20 protein-coding genes are annotated in these 24,184 nt (G+C 31.5%); 4 read left to right on the top strand and 16 right to left on the bottom strand.

The features are described from left to right. Window position 1 precedes the first annotated feature (1 nt). The 5 genes from GGR97_RS00410 to GGR97_RS00390 all read right to left on the bottom strand — a co-directional run bounded on the left by GGR97_RS00410 (window position 2) and on the right by GGR97_RS00390 (window position 5,333). A complete protein-coding gene (locus GGR97_RS00410) occupies window positions 2–1,219 on the bottom strand; it encodes a NupC/NupG family nucleoside CNT transporter (RefSeq protein ID WP_167896442.1) in 1,218 nt (405 codons plus the stop codon). Between the two features lie 94 nt (window positions 1,220–1,313). Then, window positions 1,314–2,624 carry a Fe-S cluster assembly protein SufD gene (sufD, locus tag GGR97_RS00405; RefSeq protein WP_167896441.1) on the bottom strand — a complete coding sequence of 437 codons (1,311 nt, stop codon included), beginning with the start codon at window positions 2,622–2,624 and terminating at the stop codon, window positions 1,314–1,316. A 67-nt stretch (window positions 2,625–2,691) separates the two neighbouring features. Further along, the gene (gene sufC / locus GGR97_RS00400) at window positions 2,692–3,432 is read right to left on the bottom strand and encodes a Fe-S cluster assembly ATPase SufC (RefSeq protein WP_167896440.1); all 741 of its coding nucleotides are present in this window, start codon (window positions 3,430–3,432) and stop codon (window positions 2,692–2,694) included. Window positions 3,433–3,512: 80 nt separating this feature from the next. After that, a complete protein-coding gene (gene sufB, locus GGR97_RS00395; RefSeq protein WP_167896439.1) occupies window positions 3,513–4,961 on the bottom strand; it encodes a Fe-S cluster assembly protein SufB in 1,449 nt (482 codons plus the stop codon). Window positions 4,962–5,003: 42 nt separating this feature from the next. Further along, window positions 5,004–5,333: a HesB/IscA family protein gene (locus GGR97_RS00390; protein ID WP_167896438.1), complete on the bottom strand. Its 330-nt coding sequence runs from the start codon at window positions 5,331–5,333 to the stop codon at window positions 5,004–5,006. Between the two features lie 192 nt (window positions 5,334–5,525). Between GGR97_RS00390 and thiL the strand changes: the two genes are divergently transcribed. After that, window positions 5,526–6,587, top strand: coding sequence for a thiamine-phosphate kinase (thiL, locus tag GGR97_RS00385; RefSeq protein WP_167896437.1), 1,062 nt, complete (start codon window positions 5,526–5,528; stop codon window positions 6,585–6,587). 57 nt (window positions 6,588–6,644) lie between these two features. On the opposite strand, the gene GGR97_RS00380 is transcribed toward thiL, so the two are convergent. Together GGR97_RS00380 and GGR97_RS00375 are read right to left on the bottom strand one after the other, a co-directional pair. Continuing rightward, window positions 6,645–8,051, bottom strand: a complete 1,407-nt coding sequence (locus tag GGR97_RS00380; RefSeq protein WP_167896436.1) for a glycoside hydrolase family protein — start codon at window positions 8,049–8,051, stop codon at window positions 6,645–6,647. 138 nt (window positions 8,052–8,189) lie between these two features. After that, complete coding sequence (locus GGR97_RS00375) at window positions 8,190–9,449, bottom strand: ATP-binding cassette domain-containing protein (RefSeq protein ID WP_167896435.1); 1,260 nt, start codon at window positions 9,447–9,449, stop codon at window positions 8,190–8,192. A 145-nt stretch (window positions 9,450–9,594) separates the two neighbouring features. Here GGR97_RS00375 and GGR97_RS00370 point away from each other — a divergent pair, with 145 nt between their 5' ends. After that, a complete protein-coding gene (locus GGR97_RS00370) occupies window positions 9,595–10,254 on the top strand; it encodes a 3-keto-disaccharide hydrolase (protein ID WP_167896434.1) in 660 nt (219 codons plus the stop codon). A 5-nt stretch (window positions 10,255–10,259) separates the two neighbouring features. Here GGR97_RS00370 and GGR97_RS00365 read toward each other — a convergent pair whose 3' ends face one another. The 5 genes from GGR97_RS00365 to GGR97_RS00345 form a co-directional block, all read right to left on the bottom strand. Next, complete coding sequence (locus tag GGR97_RS00365; protein WP_167896433.1) at window positions 10,260–11,045, bottom strand: alpha/beta fold hydrolase; 786 nt, start codon at window positions 11,043–11,045, stop codon at window positions 10,260–10,262. Between the two features lie 120 nt (window positions 11,046–11,165). After that, window positions 11,166–11,540: a hypothetical protein gene (locus GGR97_RS00360; protein WP_167896432.1), complete on the bottom strand. Its 375-nt coding sequence runs from the start codon at window positions 11,538–11,540 to the stop codon at window positions 11,166–11,168. A gap of 182 nt (window positions 11,541–11,722) precedes the next feature. Next, window positions 11,723–12,097, bottom strand: coding sequence for an STAS/SEC14 domain-containing protein (locus GGR97_RS00355; RefSeq protein WP_167896431.1), 375 nt, complete (start codon window positions 12,095–12,097; stop codon window positions 11,723–11,725). Window positions 12,098–12,221: 124 nt separating this feature from the next. Beyond that, window positions 12,222–13,055 carry a helix-turn-helix transcriptional regulator gene (locus GGR97_RS00350; protein ID WP_167896430.1) on the bottom strand — a complete coding sequence of 278 codons (834 nt, stop codon included), beginning with the start codon at window positions 13,053–13,055 and terminating at the stop codon, window positions 12,222–12,224. A 2-nt stretch (window positions 13,056–13,057) separates the two neighbouring features. Further along, entirely contained in the window at window positions 13,058–13,429 is a 372-nt protein-coding gene (locus GGR97_RS00345) for a SpoIIAA family protein (protein WP_167896429.1), read from the bottom strand. A 121-nt stretch (window positions 13,430–13,550) separates the two neighbouring features. Here GGR97_RS00345 and mfd point away from each other — a divergent pair, with 121 nt between their 5' ends. Further along, the gene (mfd, locus tag GGR97_RS00340; protein WP_167896428.1) at window positions 13,551–16,877 is read left to right on the top strand and encodes a transcription-repair coupling factor; all 3,327 of its coding nucleotides are present in this window, start codon (window positions 13,551–13,553) and stop codon (window positions 16,875–16,877) included. Between the two features lie 217 nt (window positions 16,878–17,094). On the opposite strand, the gene GGR97_RS00335 is transcribed toward mfd, so the two are convergent. Next, window positions 17,095–17,505 carry a hypothetical protein gene (locus tag GGR97_RS00335; protein WP_167896427.1) on the bottom strand — a complete coding sequence of 137 codons (411 nt, stop codon included), beginning with the start codon at window positions 17,503–17,505 and terminating at the stop codon, window positions 17,095–17,097. 165 nt (window positions 17,506–17,670) lie between these two features. Here GGR97_RS00335 and GGR97_RS00330 point away from each other — a divergent pair, with 165 nt between their 5' ends. After that, the gene (locus GGR97_RS00330) at window positions 17,671–18,963 is read left to right on the top strand and encodes an aminopeptidase P family protein (protein ID WP_167896426.1); all 1,293 of its coding nucleotides are present in this window, start codon (window positions 17,671–17,673) and stop codon (window positions 18,961–18,963) included. A gap of 136 nt (window positions 18,964–19,099) precedes the next feature. Here the strand turns inward: GGR97_RS00330 and GGR97_RS00325 are convergent, their stop codons facing one another. The 3 genes from GGR97_RS00325 to GGR97_RS00315 form a co-directional block, all read right to left on the bottom strand. After that, window positions 19,100–19,804: a 3'-5' exonuclease gene (locus tag GGR97_RS00325; RefSeq protein ID WP_167896425.1), complete on the bottom strand. Its 705-nt coding sequence runs from the start codon at window positions 19,802–19,804 to the stop codon at window positions 19,100–19,102. A gap of 117 nt (window positions 19,805–19,921) precedes the next feature. Then, window positions 19,922–21,145 (bottom strand): hypothetical protein, encoded by a 1,224-nt coding sequence (locus GGR97_RS00320; protein WP_167896424.1) that lies wholly within the window; start codon window positions 21,143–21,145, stop codon window positions 19,922–19,924. 241 nt (window positions 21,146–21,386) lie between these two features. Continuing rightward, window positions 21,387–24,116, bottom strand: coding sequence for a TonB-dependent receptor (locus GGR97_RS00315; RefSeq protein ID WP_167896423.1), 2,730 nt, complete (start codon window positions 24,114–24,116; stop codon window positions 21,387–21,389). Window positions 24,117–24,184 lie beyond the last annotated feature (68 nt).

The raw sequence follows: 24,184 nt of genomic DNA, 5'->3' as shown, positions 1-24,184 counted from the left end.
TTTACAAAATAATTCCTGCAACACAAGCCGTAATCCAACTTGCCAATGCCCCTCCAATCATGGCTTTAAAAGCTAGTTTTGCTACTTTTCCTTTTTGATTTGGTGCAATTCCTGCAATACCTCCAATTTGAATTCCAATAGAGGCAAAATTGGCAAATCCACACAAAGCGTAACTAGCAATTTGAGCTGTTCTATCGGACATTTGATTGTTGTTTACCATTTCTCCTAAATCTTTATAAGCTATCAATTCCGTTAAAACAATCTTCTCACCTAGCAAAGTACCAAAAGCTCCTGATTCCCCCCAAGAAACCCCCATTAAGTAAGCCAAGGGTTTAAATACAAATCCTAATAACTGAGATAGTGACAAATCAATCAAGTTTAACAAACCATCTACCAAGGCAACCATTCCCACAATAGCAATTAACATAGCTGCAATGTTTGCCGCTAATTTTAAACCATCAATAGCACCATCTGCAATTGCTTCTACAGCATTGCAATCATGCTTTTCATCTTTTAATACAACATTACCTGCTGTTAATGATTTTTCTGTTTCAGGGCACATAATCTTAGCAATCATAATAGCAGCTGGAGCACTCATAATAGAGGCAGCCATTAAATGTCCTGCAATTCCAGGTATGTGACTTAGCATTTTAACATAAATAGCCATTACTCCACCAGCAACAGTTGCAAAACCTCCAATCATTACCGTCATTAGTTCTGATTTTGTCATGGATTTAACAAATGGTTTTACCAATAGAGGAGCTTCTGTTTGTCCTACAAAAATACTTCCTACCACACTTAAAGTTTCTCCTCCACTGGTTCCTAGAACCTTTTGAACAAACCTAGAAATACCTTTAATTAAAAACTGCATAATTCCCAAGTGATACAATAAACTCATAAAAGCCGAAAAGAAAATAATAGTTGGTAAAACTCGTACAGCAAAGTTTATGATAGGAGATTCTACTTGACCAGTAACAAAAGAAGCGAATAAAAAATCACCTCCTTTGTCTGCATAAGACAAAAGCTTGTTGATAGCTACATCGAAAAATTTAAAAAAAGGCAACCCTATTGGTGTTTTTAAAATAACAAGAGCAAATACTAATTGAAGCCCAAATCCCTTTAAAACAATGCCATAATTAATCTTTTTACGATTGTTACTTAACAAAAAAGCAACCAACAATAATACAACAATACCTAGTACTCCAATGAATCTTTCCATAAAATGATTAAAACCCTTAAGATAACCTTTTTGCAAAAAAAATAATCCCCTCAATTGCTTGAAGGGATTATTAAATTATTAAGTTTTAAAAATATTATTCAGCTATTTCATCAAACTGAATGTTTACTCCTAATTTATCAGCCATTAATTGGTTGATTTTTATTTTTAAAGCAGGTACTTTTACTTCTTTTATGGCATCAGAACAAAAAGCGAACATTAACAATGCTTCTGCTTCTTTAACTGGAATACCTCTTTGTTGCATGTAAAACAATGCTGATTTGTCTAACTGACCAATGGTACATCCGTGAGAACATTTTACATCATCAGCAAAAATTTCTAACTGAGGTTTTGAGTTGATAGTTGCTTCATCAGAAATTAACACAGAATCGTTTTGTTGATATGCATTAATTCTTTGTGCCGCTTGATCTACAATTACCTTTCCGTTAAATACTCCTGTAGATTTACCTCCGTAAATACCTTTGTAAGTTTCATTAGATTGACAATCTGGTGACTTGTGAGCCACTAATGTATGATTATCTACCAATTGGCTTCCTTCTAAAATAGTAACTCCGTTTAAGATAGAATCACACCCAGGTCCATTTTGATAGAAAGACAAGTTGTTTCTTGTAATATTTCCTCCAAAAGTAAAAGTGTATACAGAAGCTACCGTATCTCTTTCTTGAGCCACAAAAGTTGCATCTACTAAAGAAGCATCGTCTTTATCGTTTTGGATTTTATACAAATCAAAAATTCCGTTTTGTGCTACAAACACCTCAGTTACCACATTGTTAAACGTAGCTACATTGGCAACAGATTGATGACGTTCTATAAATTTAACCTCAGCATTTTCTGCTACAGTAATTAAATTTCTAGGTTGTAACAACATAGCTGATGTTTCTCCTGAAGCTAAATAAATTAACTCAATTGGTTTAGAAACTACTTTACTTTTTGCTACTTGAATAACGACACCTTCGTTTGTAAACGCAGTGTTTAAATCTGTTAAGCTTGTAAATCCTTTTGCTAAACTATTGTATTTATTTTCAAAAAGGTCTTGGTAAGAAGCATCCTCTATAGCCTCTGACAATAATTTTACAGAAACTTCTTCTATAGAATCTGACAATGAAGCTTGAAAAACTCCATCTACAAAAACTAATTTATAAGAATCTAAACCAGCTACTAAAAATGGAGTAATACTTTCTTGAGTAATGTTAGTTGCCTTAGCAGACTCAATTCCATATTCTTTTTTTAACACACTTCTTAAACTTGTGTATTTCCACTCTTCGTCCTTAGTTGTAGGAAAACCTTTTTGAGAAAAGGCTTCAAAAGCTTCTTTTTTATAATTTTCTACAGATGCATTTTTAGAATTTCCTTTAAATGCTGCTGCTAATTTATCTTGTAAACTCATTTTATAAGTTTTAGGTGATTCGTAAAATAATGATAAGAAAAATTAATTTCTTTAATTTTTACCAATACTATTTCACTAACCAGTCGTATCCTTTTTCTTCTAATTCTAAAGCTAATTCTTTACCTCCAGATTTGATTATTTTTCCATCTGCTAAAACGTGAACAAAATCAGGAATAATATAATCTAACAAACGCTGGTAGTGTGTAATTACAATTACTGCGTTGTCTTTAGATTTTAATTTATTAACTCCGTTAGCCACAATACGTAAAGCATCAATATCTAAACCAGAATCTGTTTCATCTAAAATGGCTAATTTTGGCTCTAACATTGCCATTTGAAAAATCTCGTTACGTTTCTTTTCTCCTCCAGAAAAACCTTCGTTTAAAGAACGAGATAAGAAATCTTTTTTAATTTCTAATAAAGCCGATTTTTCTTTAATTTTCTTTAGCATTTCAGCAGCAGGCATATCTTCTAAACCATTAGCTTTACGCTTAGCATTAATTGCTGTTTTGATAAAGTTGGTAACCGTTACACCTGGAATTTCTACAGGATATTGGAACGATAAAAACACCCCTTTGTGAGCTCTTTCATCAGGAGATAAATCTTCAATATTTTCTCCTTCTAAAAATATATTTCCTTCGGTAACTTCGTAATTTTCATTTCCTGCAACCACAGAAGCTAAAGTACTTTTTCCAGCTCCGTTTGGTCCCATAATAGCGTGAACCTCCCCTGCTTTTACTTCAATATTCAATCCTTTTAAGATATCGTTATCTTCTACTTTTGCGTGTAAATTTTCAATCTTTAACATCTTGTTATATCCTTTTAGCTGTTAGCTATTGGCTTTTGGCCATTTTAAAATTCGTACTTGTTGGTTTTAACAGGTAAACACTACCCTACAGATCCTTCTAAACTGATTTCTAATAACTTTTGTGCTTCTACAGCAAACTCCATTGGTAACTTGTTTAGTACATCTTTACTAAATCCGTTTACAATTAAAGCAATTGCTTTTTCTGTATCTATACCACGTTGGTTACAGTAAAATAATTGGTCTTCTCCAATTTTACTTGTAGTTGCCTCATGCTCTATTTGAGCCGATTTATTTTTAACCTCAATATATGGGAAGGTATGTGCTCCACATAAATCTCCCATTAATAAAGAGTCACATTGAGAAAAGTTACGAGCGTTTTCTGCTTTTGCATTTACTTTAACCAAACCACGGTAACTGTTGTGAGAATGACCTGCAGAAATACCTTTAGAAATAATAGTACTCTTAGTATTCTTTCCTAAGTGTATCATTTTAGTTCCTGTATCTGCTTGCTGATAGTTATTAGTTACTGCAATTGAATAAAATTCTCCTGTAGAATTATCTCCTTTTAAAATACAAGAAGGATATTTCCATGTTACAGCAGAACCTGTTTCAACTTGTGTCCAAGATACTTTTGCATTGGTCTCGCAAACAGCTCTTTTAGTTACAAAATTGTAAACTCCACCTTTTCCATTTTTATCTCCAGGGAACCAGTTTTGAACTGTTGAATATTTAATTTCAGCATCGTCCATAGCAACCAATTCTACAACTGCAGCGTGTAATTGATTTTCATCTCTACTTGGTGCCGTACATCCTTCTAAATAACTTACAAAAGAACCTTCATCTGCAATTACTAAGGTACGCTCAAACTGACCTGTTCCTCCTTCGTTAATACGGAAGTAAGTAGACAATTCCATTGGACAAGTAACTCCTTTTGGAATGTAACAAAAAGATCCATCAGTAAATACTGCCGAATTTAATGCTGCATAAAAGTTATCTGTTTTAGGAACTACAGAACCCATGTATTTTTTAACCAATTCTGGATGCTCTTTAATAGCTTCAGAAATTGGACAGAAAATAATTCCTTTTTCGTTTAAGGTCTTTTTAAATGTAGTAGCTACAGAAACTGAATCTACTACAATATCTACCGCAACGTTTTGTAATTTCTTTTGTTCGTCAACAGAAATTCCTAGTTTTTTATACATTTCTAACAACTCAGGATCTACATCATCTAAGCTTTTGTTAGGATCTGCTTGTTTAGGTGCCGAATAGTAACTAATGTCTTGAAAATTTGGTTTTTCATAACGCACATTTGCCCATTCTGGCTCTTCCATAGCTTCCCATTTACGAAAAGCATCTAGTCTCCATTCTGTCATCCATTCTGGCTCTTCCTTTTTTAAAGAAATTGCACGAATCACATCTTCATTTAATCCTTTAGGAAAAGTTTCAGCATCTAAATACGTATAAAATCCATATTCGTATTCCTGCGTTTTTAACTCTTCTCTTAAATCGTCTTCAGTATATTTACTCATTTTAATCTTATTAAAAGATTTACTTCTTCTATTCTCTATTACTTATAAAGAGAAACTCTCTCCGCATCCACAAGTTCTATTGGCATTAGGATTGTTAAACACAAACCCAGTTCCATTTAAACCTCCAGAATACTCTAAAGTTGTTCCAACTAAATACAAAAAGCTTTTTTTATCAACAATTAGTTTTACCCCATTGTCAACAAAAACTTTATCACCTTCTTGCTCTTCTTTATCAAATTTTAAATCATACGATAATCCAGAACAACCACCACTTTTTACTCCTACTCTTACAAAATCATTAACGGCATCATAACCATCATCGGTCATTAACTCTACCACCTTTTTTTTTGCTATGTCTGATACTTTTATCATAACTTTAATTGTTTAAGTCTAAACGTCTGCAAATTTACCATTTTAAAACTGATTTTTATCATATGCTTTGATTAATAATATTTATTACATCATAGACTTCATCAATGTAAAACGTATCTTTGCTTCCGCTATTAATGTTCATACTTAAAGCATTAGTAGTTTTAATACATAAACCTTTCAAAGTAAGAGCAAATGTTAGAAGATAAAACTCCTCAAAAAACAGATATCGCTAGTCTTGGTGAATTTGGATTGATAGAACACTTAACAGAACATTTTAAAATAAACCACACCTCAACCGTAAAGGCTGTTGGTGATGATTGTGCTGTGTTAGATGCTAATGGATTAAAAACATTAGTAACTACAGATTTATTGGTAGAAGGTGTACATTTTAACCTTTCTTATATGCCTTTAAAGCATTTAGGATATAAGGCAGTAATGGTTAATTTATCGGATGTATATGCTATGAATGCTGATGCTTCTCAAATTACCGTATCTATTGCTTTGTCTAACAGATTTCCTTTGGAAGCTATAGAAGAGTTGTATAGTGGAATTTTATTGGCTTGTGAAAAATACAATATTGATTTGGTAGGTGGAGACACTACCTCATCTACCAAAGGCTTGTTAATTAGTATAACAGCAATTGGTCATGCTGATGAGAAAAAAATAACCTACCGAAACACTGCTAAAGAAAATGATTTATTAGTGGTTACCGGAGATTTAGGAGCTGCTTATTTAGGTTTTCAAGTTTTAGAACGTGAAAAACAAGTTTTTGAAGTAGATCCAAACAATCAGCCAGATTTAGATCAATACACTTATTTAATTGAAAGACAATTAAAGCCTGAAGCTAGAAAAGATATTGTTAGAATTTTAAACGATTTAGATGTAGTTCCTACTTCTATGATTGATATTTCTGATGGTTTGTCTTCTGAAATTATACACATTTGTACGCAATCTAAAGTGGGATGTAATTTATATGAAGAAAAAATTCCTTTAGACCCTCAAGTAATTTCTGTATGTGAAGAGCTTGATTTAAACAGTACAACTGTTGCCTTAAGTGGTGGTGAAGATTACGAATTGTTATTTACCATTAGCCAAAGTGATTTTGATAAAATTAAAGGAAACCCACATTTAACCGTAATTGGTCACATGACGGATGCTAACAGTGGAATGAATTTAATCACACGTGGTTCTAATCAGTCGGTACCTTTAACGGCACAAGGGTGGAATGCTTTGTTAGAAAAAGACAAAGAATAACGACCATTTAATCAAAAACGTATTAAAAAAGGCTACCTACATTTAGATAGCCTTTTTTTATTTACACTCTCCCGTGTAAGAAACTTCATCTAAAGGGGTGAGAAAAATTAAATTTTTTAGAAAATCATTATTTAATTTTGTGACTTTACCTACACCTATTTTATAACATCCATTCTCAGTTTCATTACAACCAAAATCCACATCTGCATTAGTTCTAATTACCGCTATGGATTTTATAGGATAGCTACTATCGTCTAAATTTTTACCACGGCTTTTAATTATATTACGAAAATCTGGACAAAAATATTTAAAGTCTTTGCTTTTAATCTGTCCTCCATCTCCTCCAGTAACTACAATATTATCTATAAAAGATTTTTCATCATATGTTCCTAAATTATCAATTGTATTAGGCTTGGTATTATACCAACCTGCTGCAATTTGTACTGCATATCCGGAATTGTAAGCGTAAATTCCATCTGCATCTACCCTACCTTGATTGACTCTGTGGGGTGATAAATTTAAAGCTGCATCTCCTTCTCTAATGGTAATATTTCTAGCTACAATATTATCAACAGAAATTTTATTAACCATATTTGTTGCTTGTGCTCCAGTTTCGCACCTTAGTGTTACTCCACCTTTACCATTTAAATTTCTATACAAAATATCTATACCCGATTGCATTTGAACTACCCCATAACCAACATGTAAATTATCCATATAAACATCTTTAACCACACCTTTATGTGGTATTTCTTCTCTGTTATTGTTATCTGGTAAATTCAATACTAATTTTGAAAATTTGGAATATACATCTGTCAAACGAATTCCAGATATTTTAAAATTGGAAACGTTACTTGCATCAATATATCGTACTCCGTGTGAAGAGTCTACACCATCTATTTCTACAGTATACCATGTGTTTTTATCTATATTATCTACATCTGTATTGGTAATGGCTACATTTTCAACAAAAAAAGTATTACCAACATCAATCATCATAATATTTGTTTTTGCGGCTTTTTCTGCATCTGTTATATATGGTTTTAATATTACATCTGAATCAAATTTTAAATGGATATTAGATCTTAGACGTACATTTCTAATATAATATGTTCCTTTTTGAACTCTTAAAACACCTCCTCCGCTTTGTGATAAATTTTCTATTTCTGTATTTAAAGTATTACTGTCAGTAAGATTATTATCTCCTGTTAAGGTTACTATTTTTTCAGTTTTTTTAATTTTATCTGTGTAAAAATTAGCTTCTGTATCATCTAATCTTGAATGTGGAGTTTGTGGAACATGTATAGACCTATCTAACTCTGTTTCTTCATCAGTATTATCTGTATCATAAACCTCTTTAACTTCTTCTTTCTCCTTTATTGTTTGATCATCTGAATTACAAGAGTTTGACAAAAACGCAAACAACAATAAAAAAACAAAACTAAATTGATTATTTCTATACATCCTACTCTTCTTTATTTTGAGTTTATAAATTTAAACAAGTAACATTATACTCAAATGCCTCAAAATAAATAAATTGTCCTTAAGAATAAAACAACACCTCTTGTTTTAAAAAACTTTATAAAAATGAAAAAGACTTATTTATGAAATTATCTTCCCAATAGAACCATGTTGTATAGGAATTAATTCAAAAACTTTAGAGGGTTCCAGTCCTTTTAACATTCTATGCGACACATAAATAATAGCGATGTCTGTTTCTTTGTGAATTTTATTAATAAAAGCCGTTAGCATAGACGTTGCATAATCATCTAATTCATTGGTTGGTTCATCTAAAATAAGTAAAGGAGGGTATTTTACTAAAGCACGAATAATTAATACTATTCTTTGTATTTCTGGAGACAAACGAACAAAATACATTTGTTTTTTATCTTTTAACCCTACTAAATCTAACCATTTATCGACTTCTTTTATTTCTTGCCCAGTAGGTTTTTCGTACAAACCTACAGAATCGTAAAAACCAGACAACACCATGTGCTGAACCGTAAATAGTTTTCCAAAAAACTGAGTTAAATTTGGAGAAAAATAACCCATATTTTTTTTGAGATCCCAAACAGTTTCTCCACTTCCTTTTTTACGACCAAACAGCACAATATCTTCTCCAAAAGCTTTAGGATTATCTCCCGTAATCATGGTTAACAAACTTGTTTTTCCTGCTCCGTTAGGTCCTTTTAAATGCCAAAATTCTCCTTTGTTAATTTCCCAATTAATATTGTTTACTATTTGCCTAGTTTGCTCGTAAAAAATATTTACATCCGTAAATTTTACCAAAGGATTTTCTACTTCTATCTTTTTTAAAGGTAGTGGCAAATTTCTCGTAAACTCGTAAGGTTTTAATTTTTTAAAAAAGAAAGCATCATACTCTTCTGAAGAACCCAAAAACTGAACAACATTATTTTCTACAAAACAATACTGATTGATAAAAGGTAACACCTCATCTCTAATTTTAAACAGCTGAATTAATGTTACCCCCTTAGCCAACTTGGTTAACTCATCAGCCAAAGATTGTTGAGCTGCTAGATCTAAACAATCATAAGGATTGTCTAAAACCAAAAAATCAAACTTTTGTTTTGCCAAATATGTTAATAGTAACTTTTTTTGTTGACCGCTAGAAAACGAACCTAAACTTCTTGTATTTCCATTTCCATCTATACAATGCTTTGTTAAGGTAAAATCATCATGATTCAACTCTTCTAGCAAAAATTTCTTAAGTACAGTAGCACTAAACAGGGCCCCTTTTTTTCCTCTAAATTCGGGAAATAAATTTTGCTCACGATCCTTTAACAAATTATCTACAAATTTGGTTTGCACTGTAGCACTATTAAAAACAGCAATATGATTCATGTAATAAAATCTCTAAATTATTTTTTAAAGATACAAACTGATAAAAACTATCTACATTCTAGCCTTTAAAAAAATTTAGCTTTCCTTTTAAATAAATTTCATCTTTTAAACTATCTTTAACAAAACCAATTGATTTTAATATTTTATGAGACAGTTATTTCTTTTATCTACTATATTCTACCTTAGTTTTTCAACTTTTAGTTTAGCACAACAATACAAACCATTATACAATCAAAAAAACTTAGACGATTTTACTGTTGAGGGAGGAAAAGCAACTTACACTACTAAAAACGGAATAATAACTGGTTATACCGCTTTAGAAAGTCCCAATACTTTTTTAGCCACCAAGAAGGTATATGGAGATTTTGAACTTATATTTAAAGTAAAAGTAGACAAGGATTTAAATTCTGGAGTACAAATACGTTCTAGAAAACGAGAAACAACCCTTGGAAAATTTAAAACAGGAAAATTTTATGGACCTCAAGTTGAAATAGAATCTAAAAATGGTGTTGCGGGTTACATATACGGAGAAGCTATGCAAGGAGGATGGAAATCTTTAAACAGAAAATCTCACATATATTTTAAAGTTGGAGAATGGAATGAGTTTAAAATTATAGCTAAAGGAGCACAAATAAAAACTTTTATCAATGGTTTTCTTGTAGAGAATTTAATTGATACAGAAACTTATAAAACACATCCTAAAGGACATATTGGTTTACAAATACATGCCATTTCTAAGAAAAAACTAGGTACTAAAAAACACCTAATAGCTCAATGGAAAGATTTAAAGATTAAAGAATTATAAGAATGTTAATATTTTTTTACAAATTCTAAAATAGCTTGCTCAGCTTGTTCTTTATCTTCTATCAAACTCATATGACCATTTTCTAACTCAACCACCTCTGTATTAGCACCAGTAGTTTGATCAATTAAATCTTCATAATTTAATACCGGATCTTTTTTTCCTAAAATTAATAAAGAAGGATAAGGTCCAAAGTGTAATAACACCTCTCTATCTAACCGAATTTTCATTCCTTCTAAAGCCGCAATAATTCCTTGTCTTGATGTTTTTAAAGCTTCTTTTTTAACATGAGCAATGGCCTCTGAATGAATTTTTCTACACTTAGATCTAAACAGCATTGGAATAGATGTTCTTATAAATGATTTGTGATTTTCTTTAACCACTGCAATCGCTCTATCTCTACCAAGTTTCTTTTCTTCAGTATCGGGTCTTGCTGTCGAATTTAACAAAATCAAGCCTTTAACATTGTCTGGGTACATATCTGCAAACGCCAAAGCAACATAGCCCCCCATAGAATGTCCTACAAAAAAAGAACGACGAACATTTAAAAAATCTAACACCGTTTTTACGGTCTCTGCCATTTCTGTCATGGTGTGCACATATCCTAAATTATCAGATTTTCCATGCCCTAATAAATCTACACAAACCACTCTATATTTAGAGTTTAACAATTGCTCCAAACTTTGCCACATTGTAGTGTTCTCTAAAAAACCATGTAACAAAACAATGGTAGTTCCTTTTCCAGACTCTGTATAGTGAATTTTTGTATTCTTATAATTGATATATGCGCTCATGCCACAAAAATATCAATAGTTAATGGATAAAAAAAAGTCCAACCGATGAATAGATGGGACTTCTATTGCACCTAACTGAGTAAACACAGTTAAAGAGAAACATTCTATTTATTAACCCTTTTAATTATCTGACAGCAGATAATCTAGAGCAACATCTTCACTTGTAAAAAACCTTACTCTACTTCCTGTAGACGATATGTATATACGAAATAACAAAGATAACACCCCTACAGCTCCCACAACTGCTGATTTTTTTATTTTAGGCTGTACATTAGCTCCTATTTTTATTAATTTTCTTAATGCAGTAGGTGATATTTTTCCTCCTTTTACCATTCCCAAAATGATTACACTATCATCAGGACAAGTTAAACAAACTTCATAGGCATTATTCAAAATACGTATTCCCAAATCATCACTCGTAACATCTGTAAAATCTATTAACAAGTATTTTACATCTTTATAAACCAACCACTTAGAATAATCTTTATCACTCATATAGTAATAGAATTTTTTATCCTTAATTCGGTATAGGCTATTAGGATCTTTTTGTAATTCACAAGTTTGCTCATGCTACAAAAATCAATAAAAAAAGTCCAACCTACGAATAGATTGGACTTATAATACCTGAATAAACAATAGGGGTAGTTATTTTTATTCTACAATAGGTATTTTATTTTTTAATCATCTGATAAAACATACTGTAAAGCAGTACTCTCATCTGTAAAAAACCTTATTTTACTACCTGTAGAAGATACGTATACTCTTAACAAAAGAGACAACATACCTACAGCACCTACAACAGCAGATTTTTTTATTTTGGGTTGAATTCCTTTTCCCATTTTTAACATAGACCTCATTGTAGCTGGTGTAATCTTTCCTCCATTTACAACAAGTAACACTCTTAACGATTTATCTGGACGATCTATACTTACATCATAAGCCTGTTGCGTAACTTTTGTAGCCACACTATCATCTCTAACGTTTCTGTAGTCTATTCTTAAAAATTCTTTGCCCTCTACAGACGACCAAGTTATATCCTTACTAAACGGCATTCAAGACTTATTAAGCTATGTTAATTACGAACAGCTAATTTAAAGAGTTTTCTAACTAAATATCAAGTTTAGAAAACTTGTTTATTAGTATGTCTCCCAAATGTCTCCTTTTATAGTGAAATAACTACAACGCAAAAACAAATTCTCGAATAGAATCTTTAGGACTTAGTAATAATTTTGGTTTTAATCTTTGGATAGACTTTTTTACGGAAGATATTGAGATGTTTAACAAAAATGATATTTCGGTATTGTTAAATCCCATTTTTAAAAAGGCCAAAAGCTTTAAGTTATGATCGGTAAGCTTGTTATTAACCTTAAGTAGTTTTTTGTAGAAAAGAGGGTGTACCTCTTCAAAATGAACTTTAAAAAGTTGATAATGATATTCTGATTTTATTTTAAGGTCAATTTTTTTTGAAAGTTCTTTAACATGTTTAGGCAACATATGCTCTTCGTTATCAGCAAATTTGTCTAATGTTTTTTTAATATCATCCAACAACGTATTTTTAGCATCAATCACCAAGTAGCTTGTACTTAAAACTCTGTTTAGTTCATTTACTTTTAATTGTTCTTCTTTAATTTTTTTTCCATGTACCATGGCAGAAATACACAACGGCACTAACATAGAAAGTTGCGCATGAAAAACATAGCCACAAAGACCTTTTTTTAACAGACAAAGCAACTCTTCTTCCTCTTTTTTTTGGGTAGAAATTAACAAACAAGGAATATCTTGCAAAACAGCAATTTGTTTTACTTTATTCCACTCTTGCTTCCAGTTATCTAAACATAATTCATCAAAAATAAAAGCATCAGGAATTACTGTCCAATCATCTAAATTAGTAGAAATACTCTCAATTCTTAAAACCGTAGCATCACAACGTATTAATTCCTTTTCTACCAATGGACTTTTAGTAGAACTTATATATGCAATTGTATTTTTAGGAGTAATTTCTGTATACATGGCTAATCTATAGTTAGGTAGTTAATTGCCTTTTTCTCATCTGTAAAAAAACGCATATTACTTCCTGTATAAGCAATATAAATTTTTAATAACAAGCTTAATATTCCAACAGACCCAACAACGGCAGATTTCTTAATTTTGGGCTGTACCTTTTTTCCTAAAACTTTAATAATTCGCATAGCAGCCGGAGATGTTTTTCCCCCTCTTGTAATTAAAAGCGCTCTTACTGATTTATCTTTTCTAGCAAAGCCCATTTCTAAAGCTTTTAGGACTTGATTCATCACAGAACTATCATCACTAACCCCTTGAAAATCAATATAAATATATTCTTTATTATTCTCAATTGCCCAATAAGGTTCTTTTAATGTGTCCATTCATATAAATATACTCAGTTATAATTTAATTTTTTATAAAACAGCTAGCAAATTAGAAACCCTAATTCTATTTTTATTAAATCATTCATAACGCTACATTTGTAACAAAATCTATTCAGTCTTGAAAATTCAGTCCATCCTAGAAACCTATCAAAATGCAAATGTTACCCAACAACTTATTGCACAAGTTTCTCAAGAAAAAAGTCATCATATATTAAGTAAGTTTAACGGTGCTGCATTATCATTTACCATAGCACAGGCCTTTAAACAAACCGATAAAACTTTTTTAATCATTTTTGATGATAAGGAAAAAGCAGCCTATCATTTAAATGATTTAGAACGATTGATAAACGATAAAGATGTGCTGTTTTATCCAGGGTCTTACAGAAGGCCTTACGAAATAGAAGATGTAGACAATGCCAATGTATTAATGCGTGCAGAGGTTTTAAACCGATTAAATTCTAGAAAAAAGCCAGCTATTATTGTTACCTACCCAAACGCTTTGTTTGAGAAAGTAGTAACCAAAAAAGACCTGAATAGCAATACGTTAAAAATAACGCAAGGCGATGAATATAGCATAGATTTTATAAACGAAGTATTGTTTGAATACAAGTTTAACAGAGTTGATTTTGTTACTGAACCTGGAGAGTTTGCTGTGCGTGGCGGAATAGTAGATGTGTTTTCTTTTGCCAATGATGAACCTTATCGTTTAGAATTTTTTGGAGATGAAATAGACAGCATTCGTACTTTTGATGTTGCTTCTCAACTATCTACCGGAAATCCAAACAAAATTCACATTATGCCCAATGTGGAAAACAAGCAGTTTTCCGAAAAAAGAGAATCGTTTTTAAAGTTTATTCCTAACAACAGTGTGGTTTTTACACAAAACATGGACATTCTTTTAAACGATTTAAACGTATTGTTTGAAAAAGCAAGTACTCGTTTTCAAAATTTATCAGAAGCTGTAAATCATACCTTACCTAGTGAATTGTTTTTAGATGGAATTCAAATTAAAGAACAACTAAAGGGGTATAATAGAATTTCTATTCAGAACAACACCAATACTGATGCTATTGACGGAAATACAGAACCTCAACCCTCTTTTAACAAACATTTTGATTTACTGATAGAAAACCTTCAGCAAAATTCTAAAAAAGGATACCGCAATTATTTATTCTGTAGCAACGATCAACAAGCCAAACGTTTTCATGATATTTTTGACGAAAGCGAAGAAGATATTGAATACGAAACCGTAGTATTTCAAATTCACGAAGGTTTTGTAGACCATCATCATAAAATAGTTTGTTATACCGATCATCAAATATTTGAGCGTTACAACAAATTTCAATTAAAGAACGGTTTTGCCAAAAAACAGGCAGTTACCTTACAAGAAATTAACAATTTAGAAATTGGAGATTTTGTTACCCATATAGACCATGGAATTGGAAAATTTGGCGGTTTGCAAAAAATTGATGTCAACGGTAAAAAACAAGAAGCCATTAAATTAATTTATGGAGATGCAGATGTGCTATATATTAGCATTCACTCACTTCATAAAATATCTAAATTTACAGGTAAAGATGGTAAAGAACCCAAAGTTCACAAACTAGGTTCACCTGCTTGGAAAAAAGCAAAACAAAAAGCAAAAACTAGAGTTAAACAAATTGCTTTTGATTTAATTCAATTGTACGCAAAACGTAAAAATCAAATTGGATTTAGATACGATCCTGACAGTTATTTACAGCACGAACTAGAAGCTAGTTTTATGTACGAAGACACACCAGATCAGTTTACAGCCACACAAGATGTAAAATCTGACATGGAAAGTGACAAACCTATGGACCGATTGGTTTGTGGTGATGTTGGTTTTGGAAAAACAGAAGTAGCCATACGTGCAGCTTTTAAAGCAGTAGATAATGGAAAGCAGGTGGCGGTATTGGTTCCTACTACTATTTTAGCATTTCAACATTTTAAATCTTTCAAAAAAAGATTGGAAGATTTACCCGTAAACATTAACTATTTAAACCGTTTTAAAACGGCTAAACAAAAAAAAATTGTTTTAGATGATTTGGCTAGCGGAAGATTAGATATTGTTATTGGTACCCATCAATTGGTTTCTGATAAAATAAAATACAAAGACCTTGGTTTGCTAATTATTGATGAGGAACAAAAATTTGGAGTTGCCGCCAAAGACAAATTAAAAACCATTAAAGAAAATGTAGATACCCTTACCTTAACCGCTACTCCAATTCCACGTACGTTGCAGTTTAGTTTAATGGCCGCAAGAGATTTATCGGTAATTGCTACTCCTCCGCCAAACAGACACCCTATAGAAACCAACGTAATTGGATTTAGTGAAGAAACTATTAGAGATGCCGTGATGTACGAGATTTCTAGAGGAGGTCAAATTTTCTTTATCCACAACCGTGTAGATAACATTAAGGAAGTAGCAGGAATGTTACAACGTTTGGTTCCTAATGCAAGAATTGGAATAGGACACGGTCAGCTAGAAGGACGAAAACTAGAAGAAGTTATGGTAAACTTTATGGAGGGTTCTTTTGATATTTTGGTAGCCACTACTATTATAGAATCAGGATTAGATGTACCTAATGCCAATACTATTTTTATTAACCATGCCAATAATTTTGGATTGTCTGATTTGCATCAAATGCGTGGTCGTGTGGGACGTTCTAACAAAAAAGCATTCTGTTATTTTATTTGTCCTCCTTATCACATGATGACCGATGATGCTCGTAAACGTATTCAGGCTTTAGAAATGTTTAGCGAATTGGGTAGTGGAATTAACATTGCCATGAAAGATTTAGAAATTAGAGGTGCTGGAGATTTATTAGGAGGTGAACAAAGTGGATTTATTACTGATATTGGTTTTGATACGTATCAAAAAATACTAGAAGAAGCCGTTAAAGAATTAAAAGAAAACGAATTTAAAGAACTGTATAACGAAGAAGACAAAGAGCACAAAGAATTTGTTTCTGACATACAAATAGATACCGATTTTGAAATTTTATTCCCAGATGATTATGTAAACTCTATTTCAGAACGATTAAATCTTTACAAGCAATTAGGAGAATTAACCGAAGAAATTCAACTACAGGAATTTGAAAAACACCTAACCGATCGTTTTGGAGAATTGCCAACTCAGGTAGTTGATTTATTAGATTCGGTACGAATTAAATGGCTTGCCAAAAAATTAGGATTAGAAAAAATTATCTTAAAACAAAAAAGAATGATTGGATATTTTATTGCCAATCAACAAAGTGAATATTACACAACACAGGCTTTTACCAACGTTTTAAAATATGTACAAAACAATTCTAAAATGTGTGTAATGAAAGAAAAACAAACCAAAGCAGGCCTACGTTTATTAATTACTTTTATTAGAATTGATAGTGTAAAGAAAGCTCTGGAAGTATTAAGGAACATTTAATTCAAAAATAGTTCTCGACACAGCTCGAACACTACACTGGTCATCGAGCGGAGTCGAGATGTGTGATTCATATAAAGGATAAAATGACTTCCCATTTATTGTTAACCATGATTAATTAGGATGAATAATGTAAAGAAAGCTTTGAGTATTCTTGAGAATATCAAATAAAAAAGGGAGTAGTCCTCACTACTCCCTTTTTTATTTGATATTCTAAGATTTATTCTACAATAACTTTAGCTGTATCAGCAGTAGTAACTTGATGACCACTTAACCATTGATTAAAACCTTCTTGTCCCATTTGCGCAACCATTGTTTCTGAATTTACAGCTGTACCTTCAACAGTTACTGTAGCAATAAAAGGATAACTTCCATATCTAACAACACCATCAATTAACATATCATATTGTGGTCCTGCCTGCTCTAAAGCTTTATCAATTCCATCTTTAATATTCCATCCTATCCCTAAAAAGTATACTTTTTCAGCTTTTACTCTTACACCTTCTGATTTTTTAATTCCTGCAAGATTTACATTTTTACTACTGATAACTGTAAAATCAACCAATCTCATTGAACAACTCGTTAATGTTAATCCTCCTAAAATCAACATTAGCATTACTATTTTTTTCATAATAAAGTTTTAAAACGCTTACTCTTTAAGGGATTTTCAGCATAACTCCCGCAATGCAATTTTAAGTTTTTTGTAAAAAACATTCCAAATTAAAACCTGCGTTTAATCTCAGTTTGAAAAAAAATTTAAATAGGTTTTAGCTAGACATTTTTTACCTTTACTTTTATGAAATACAACACAATCAACCCTCAGCTTTTTATAGAAAACAGAAAACGTTTTACAGAGAGAATGGAAACTAATTCCATTGCTTTTTTTAATGCGAACGATATTTTTATAACAGGTGCCGATAGTGCCTTGCCTTTTGAACAACACCGTGACTTGTTTTATTTAAGTGGAGTAGATCAAGAAGAGAGTGTGTTGGTTTTATTTCCAGATGCTAAAAATCCTCAATACAAAGAAATTTTATTTGTAACAGAAACCAATGAGCATATTGCCATTTGGGAAGGAGAAAAACTAAGCAAACAACAAGCCACAGAAGTATCGGGGATTGCTACTGTATTTTGGTTATCAGAACTAGAAAATGTAATTGCTTCTCTTATAAAAGAAGCTACAAATATTTACATTAATGAAAACAATCACAAACGTGCTCCAAGATATATGGAAACACGTGAAGATCGATTTATCAAAAAATTAAAACAAGAATATCCAAAGCATACTTACAAATCTTCTTTTGATATTTTGTTTGAACTTAGAGGAATTAAATCCGCTATAGAAATAGAGCTTATTCAACAAGCTTGTAACATTACTAAAAAAGGATTTGAGCGTGTTTTAAGCTTTACCAAACCCAATGTATGGGAATATGAAATTGAAGCGGAATTAATTCACGAATTCATCAGAAACAGATCTAAAGGATTTGCTTATACACCTATTGTAGCATCGGGTTACAGTGCCTGTGTATTGCATTATATAGAAAATAACAAACCTTGTAAAAATGGTGATTTAATCTTAATGGATGTGGCTGCTGAATATGCTAATTATTCTAGTGATTTAACAAGGACTATTCCTGCAAATGGTCGTTTTACCGATAGACAAAAAGCCGTTTATCAATCGGTATTAAACGTTAAAAACCAAGCAACCCAAATGATTCGTGAAGGTTTACAATGGAAAGAGTACAACCTAGCGGTTGGAGAATTGATGACTGCTGAATTGTTATCCTTAAAATTATTAGACAAAGCAGACATTCAAAATCAGACCAAAGAAAAACCTGCTTATAAAAAATACTTTATGCATGGTACCTCTCATCATTTAGGTTTAGACACTCATGATTATGGTGATTTTGAGAACGATATGAAAACCAATATGGTACTAACCGTAGAGCCTGGAATTTATATTCCTAAAGAAAAGTTAGGAATCCGTTTAGAAGATGATATTGTGGTTCAAAAAAACGCAGAACCTATCAACCTAACGAAACACATTCCTATTGAAATTGAGGAAATTGAAAATTTGATGAACCCGTAGTTCTCAATACATTTTGCTCCAATACGTTACAAAAAAACTCGAACTGATAGTTATTTAGTTAGTTCGAGTAAATTTAGAAAATGATAAAAATTTGTATTGAGAAATAGTTTAAGTTATTTACAACTACTTAAAAAAATTAAACAAACGCAACCTCATCATCGGTAATTAGCTCTTGATTTGTGAATTTTAAGTACACTCTGGCCAAAGCCAAAACATCTTGTTCACAATAACGCACAATTCTAGGTAAATCTTTTTCTTTGTAATAAACTTCTCCTACCCTACTTCCATCAATATCTCCTTTAGGACTAGGAATTCCTAAAATATAAGTTAATAACTTTAAAGAGGTATAATGTTTATAATCTCCAAACTTCCACATTTCTAAAGTATCTAAATGTGGTATTTCCCATGGCTTTTTTCCTACCAGGTTTAACTGATTAGGCAAAGCAACACCCAAAATAACCATTCTACGTGCTATAAACGGAAAATCGAACTCTTTAGCATTATGACCACACAATATGTGAGATGGCTTGTTAAAATAGCCTTCTAATAAGTTTTTAAAATCTAATAGCAATTGTTTCTCATTATCCGAAGCAAAGGAGGTAATTCTTAATTGCTTGTTTACAAAATAACCTACCGAAATACATACAATTTTTCCAAACTCTGCCCATATTCCTGCATTGTTATAAAACTCTTCTGTAGAAATAGCATCTCCTCTTTTATAGGCTGTTTTGTGAGCGTATAATTCTTTTTCTATTTCTGGAACTTCGTTAAACGTAGCATATAAGGGAACTGTTTCTATATCTAAAAACAAAATGTTTTCTTTTTCAATTTTAGCACTCATTTTTTTTCTTTAAAAATAAGAATTCTATAGCAAGGCAAAAAATGATAAACGCAAAAAACCCACCTCATAAGAGGTGGGTTTTTAAATATATTAGAATTTTACTTCTATTCTTTAAAATTATTTAGCAGCTACAGCTACAGTAGGTACAGTATAACCTGACCAAGTTGAAAACTCAGAAAAGTCAGCACCAACGTTTGCTTTAACAGTTCCAGTAGCTTCGTTAAATAAATTAGCATCTTCTTCTACAGAACCTGTAATTGTACCTCCTTCTTTATTATCACCTACAGTACCTTTTTTGTATGCGTTAGTTAAAGTAACAGAACCATTTCCTGAAGAATCATCTGTATCAATTAAGTTACCAAATTGAGCACCATTAGCTGCAATAAAAGCAATGTTATCAATAGTTGCTTCAGTTCCTCTACGGATTTCAGCACCTGCTTTTAATTCTGTATTTGGGTTTAAGTTGATAATTGTTACTCCATTAAAAGTTGGAGTAGATCTTGGAGTTGCATCTTTATCAGACTCGTTAGAATCACCTTCAATACCTCTTGGATCTTTACTTGCAGTATCAAAATCAGCTTCTCTTACACCAAATGCATTTGTAATAGTTCCTGTATATCCTCCTGTGAAGTCAAACATATCATCTGCAATGTTTACACATAAGATACCATCTAAATCAACAGTTCCTCCAAAGAATTCAACACCATCATCAAAACCATACTTTACAACTAAATGGTCTAATTTAGTAGCAGAACCAACAGTATAGAAAGAGAATCCGTTAAATTCTGCATCTCCGTTAATTTTAGCTCCAGTGTACTCAGCAATTACGTAAGATAATCTTCCAGAATTGTCATCAGAAACTGCTTCAGCAGCAGATTTTCCATAGTTTAAACCTGCAACTTCAGATTGAACTGAATCTCCTTTGTTTGTTTGAGTTTTACCAGCAACTACAATACCTCCCCAGTCTCCAGCAGCAGGTGTTGCAGAATTAGAAGTAAAAACAATAGGCTCAGCTTTTGTTCCTACAGCCATAATTTTTGCACCTTGCTCAACAGCTACATAAGTATCTGTACGACCCGCATCAACTTTTACAGTAGTACCTGCTTCAATAGTTAAAGTGTATCCATCTTTTACTAATAAAGCACCTGTTAATAAATAGTCTGTACCTTTAGTTAAAGTAATGTTACCTTCAACAGTACCATGTAAATCTCCTGCTACGATATCAGCATTAGAAGAAATAACAGCTTCTTTATCAGAAGCTCCATCGTTGTTATCGTCTTTTTTACAAGAAGTAAAAGTTAAAGCAGCAATTGCTAAAATTGATAAAATTGATTTTTTCATTTTAAATAAAATTTTGTATTTGTTTTGTTTCAAATTTTGTTGATACAAAGTAAAGGCAGGTGTACATTAAACTAGGTTAAGAACCTATTAACTTCTTGTTAACTCTATTTCTATTTTGTAAAATTATTGTTAACAACAAAACACTTAATTATAGTAAAACAGTAGCTATCTCTATATATTGCCTATAAACAAAAAGAGGTGTCTGATTTTCAGACACCTCTTTTTGTTTATATTATTTTTTTTAGAATTTATATCCTAAAGATATTCCCATATCTATTCCTCTTTTGTAAGAAACGTTTGTTAATGGATTATTCTTTATATTTCTAACTCTTTTAAATGATGGGTTTAATATATTTTTAAGCGATACTTTTAAACTCAATTTATCATTAAAACTGTGTTTTGCAACAAAATCTAACGTAGTAATTGCTTTTTGAATCACATCTTCTAAACCAAGACTTCCTGAGTTGGTACCTATACTATATAATTTATCTCCTTGATAATTTACAACCAAAGTGGCCATAGTTTCTTTATCATTTTGTGTAAGTACATAAGAAATATCTCCGTTAACAATAACGGGTGATGCTCCTTGTAATTGTGATGTTGAATTTGTTGGTCTAAACAATCCTCTTGTTTTTAAATCTTGAGTTGTATGCATATAAGTAGCATTTGCTCCAAATTTAATTTTACTAAAATCTTCACTTGTATCATCTCCAAAAGTAGCTAGTGTATTTTTGTATTCTACTTCTAAACCAACCACCTTAGCATCTCCAGTATTTTCGTAAGAATAGGCATTGTCTGATGCAGAGTTTATTTCTATACGGTTAATTGAGTTCTGAATCATTTTTCCAAACACAGAAGCTGTAATTAAACCTCCGTTTTCAGGAAAAAACTCATATTTAACATCTAAATTGTAGTTATCCGATGGTTGTAAGTTTCCATTACCTTGTTCAGTATAGTTAGCTCCTTCGTATACAAATTCTGCAATTTCTTTAAACTGAGGATATGTATAGGTTTTACTTGCAGAAAATCTAAATTGATTTTCATCGTTTAAACTATATTTTAAATTTAAAGAAGGTAGTATATATGTGTTAGTTAATACAGCTTTATTTCCTGGTAAGTTAGTTTTCCAATTCACATTCATTGTAATATCTTCTAAACGTCCACCAATACTAAAAAAGAACTTATCAGATAAATTATAATCTAAGTTTATGTGAGCTGTGTTTACTGTTTTATCACCATCATAGGTAAAAGGATTTAAAGCTTCTCTACCAAAACCAAAACCTGTTCTTACATCAAAATCGCCATTGTCTAAAGCTTGTTGATTTAATACAGCTGATAAATTATTTCCATCAAATAATTTAGAGTTAGACAATGCATTATGATCAAAATACCAAGCTTTAAATTCTCTAGTTGTGTTTCTGTAACTAGCACCTAAACCTATAGATCCTTTTGTTTCTTCGCCACCTCTTTTTCCTAAATAAATTTTAGCAGCAATGTTTCCTACTAAATCATTTTCATTTAATTTTTGGAAATATCTACTATTTTCTCTTGCAGTACCTGTAGAAAACCTTGCTTTACCAGAAGGATCATCATAAATAAGTACATTCTTTTTTCTATCTGGTTGGTCATTTTTAACATTGTTATATGCCAACCCTAAATCTAAATCTAAATAATCACCAAAAATATTTTTAGAAATTAATTGATTCACTAATAATTTATCTTGGCTTTCTGTTTGTAACACCAAATTCACATCGTTGTTATCATTTGTATCTCCGTAATAATCTTGTATTTTTTGACTATTAGAGTGAACAAAAACAGAGTTAAACAAAATTTTATGATCAGAATTAAAAGCGTATTCAAAATTTCCCATTGCCAATTTAGATGCTGAATAACTATATTGTTTAGCATCATAATAATTAGAACCTTGAGAAGTTGCTGTTCTATTTCCTACATTAAATCCTTCTTGATATCTATAACTGTTTCCAAAAGACCCTACTAAAAAATAAGAAAAAGAAGAATCATCTTTAAATCTATATTTTTTACCTCCATTTAATGAAATACCTATTTTAGGTAAAGCAGTTGTGTTGTTTGGAGATATTTTACTCTTAAAACTATATTGTTTCAAGTTACTTATAGGAATATCCGTATTTGTTTGGACTCCTAAATAATTAGCACCATCAATGGTTTTAAAATCTTTAAAAGTGGTTTGAGAATTGGTTCCTGTAGAAATTCCAATAGCAAAGTTAGGTTTAGTAGATGGTTGTTTTGTTTCTACATTAATGTTTGCTCCCCCTAAATCTCCTGTTACTCCAGATGAAAAAGTTTTGCTAATCCCTACGTTTTGTAAAACATCTGTAGAAAATAAATCCAAACTAATATTTTTGTTTGATGGATTGTTAGAAGGTAATGGTAATCCATTTAAAGTAGTACTATTATATCTATCTCCTAGACCACGAACATAAACGTCACTAGATCCTTGTTGTTTTGACACCCCCGTAACTTTAGTAGTTGCAGCAGCAGCATCAGAAACTCCTTGAGAAGACAATTGTTCTGCCCCAACACTTTCTATTACCACTGTAGCTTCTTTTTGAACTTGCATTAAAGCAGTTTCACTTTCTTTGTTGGTTACCGCAGTTAATACCACAGCATCTAAAGCATCGGCAACAGATTCCATAACCACAGTCGCTTTTTGAGAAGCTCCAGCTTTTACTACAAACTGTTTTTTAACGGATTTGTACCCAACAAAATCATATACTACCGTATACGTTCCTGGTTTTAATTGCAAGCTGTATATACCATCAAAATCTGTAGTGGTTCCTAAGCTTGTGTTTCCTTCAACATAAATACTTACAAAAGGTAGTGGCTCTAGGTCCATATCCTTATCTTGTACTAATCCTGAAATGGTTCCTTTTGATTGTGCATATGTAAACACAGTCATTAAAGTAAAAAATGTAACTAATAAATTTCTCATTATCAATGCTATAATTTGTTAAAAAGCGGTGCAAAAATCTATAATTAATACCTTAAACAGCCTAAGCT

Origin of the sequence: Wenyingzhuangia aestuarii (assembly GCF_011927765.1) — a bacterium.
GTDB lineage: Bacteria > Bacteroidota > Bacteroidia > Flavobacteriales > Flavobacteriaceae > Wenyingzhuangia > Wenyingzhuangia aestuarii.
This window is presented reverse-complemented; position numbering and strand designations above follow the sequence as displayed.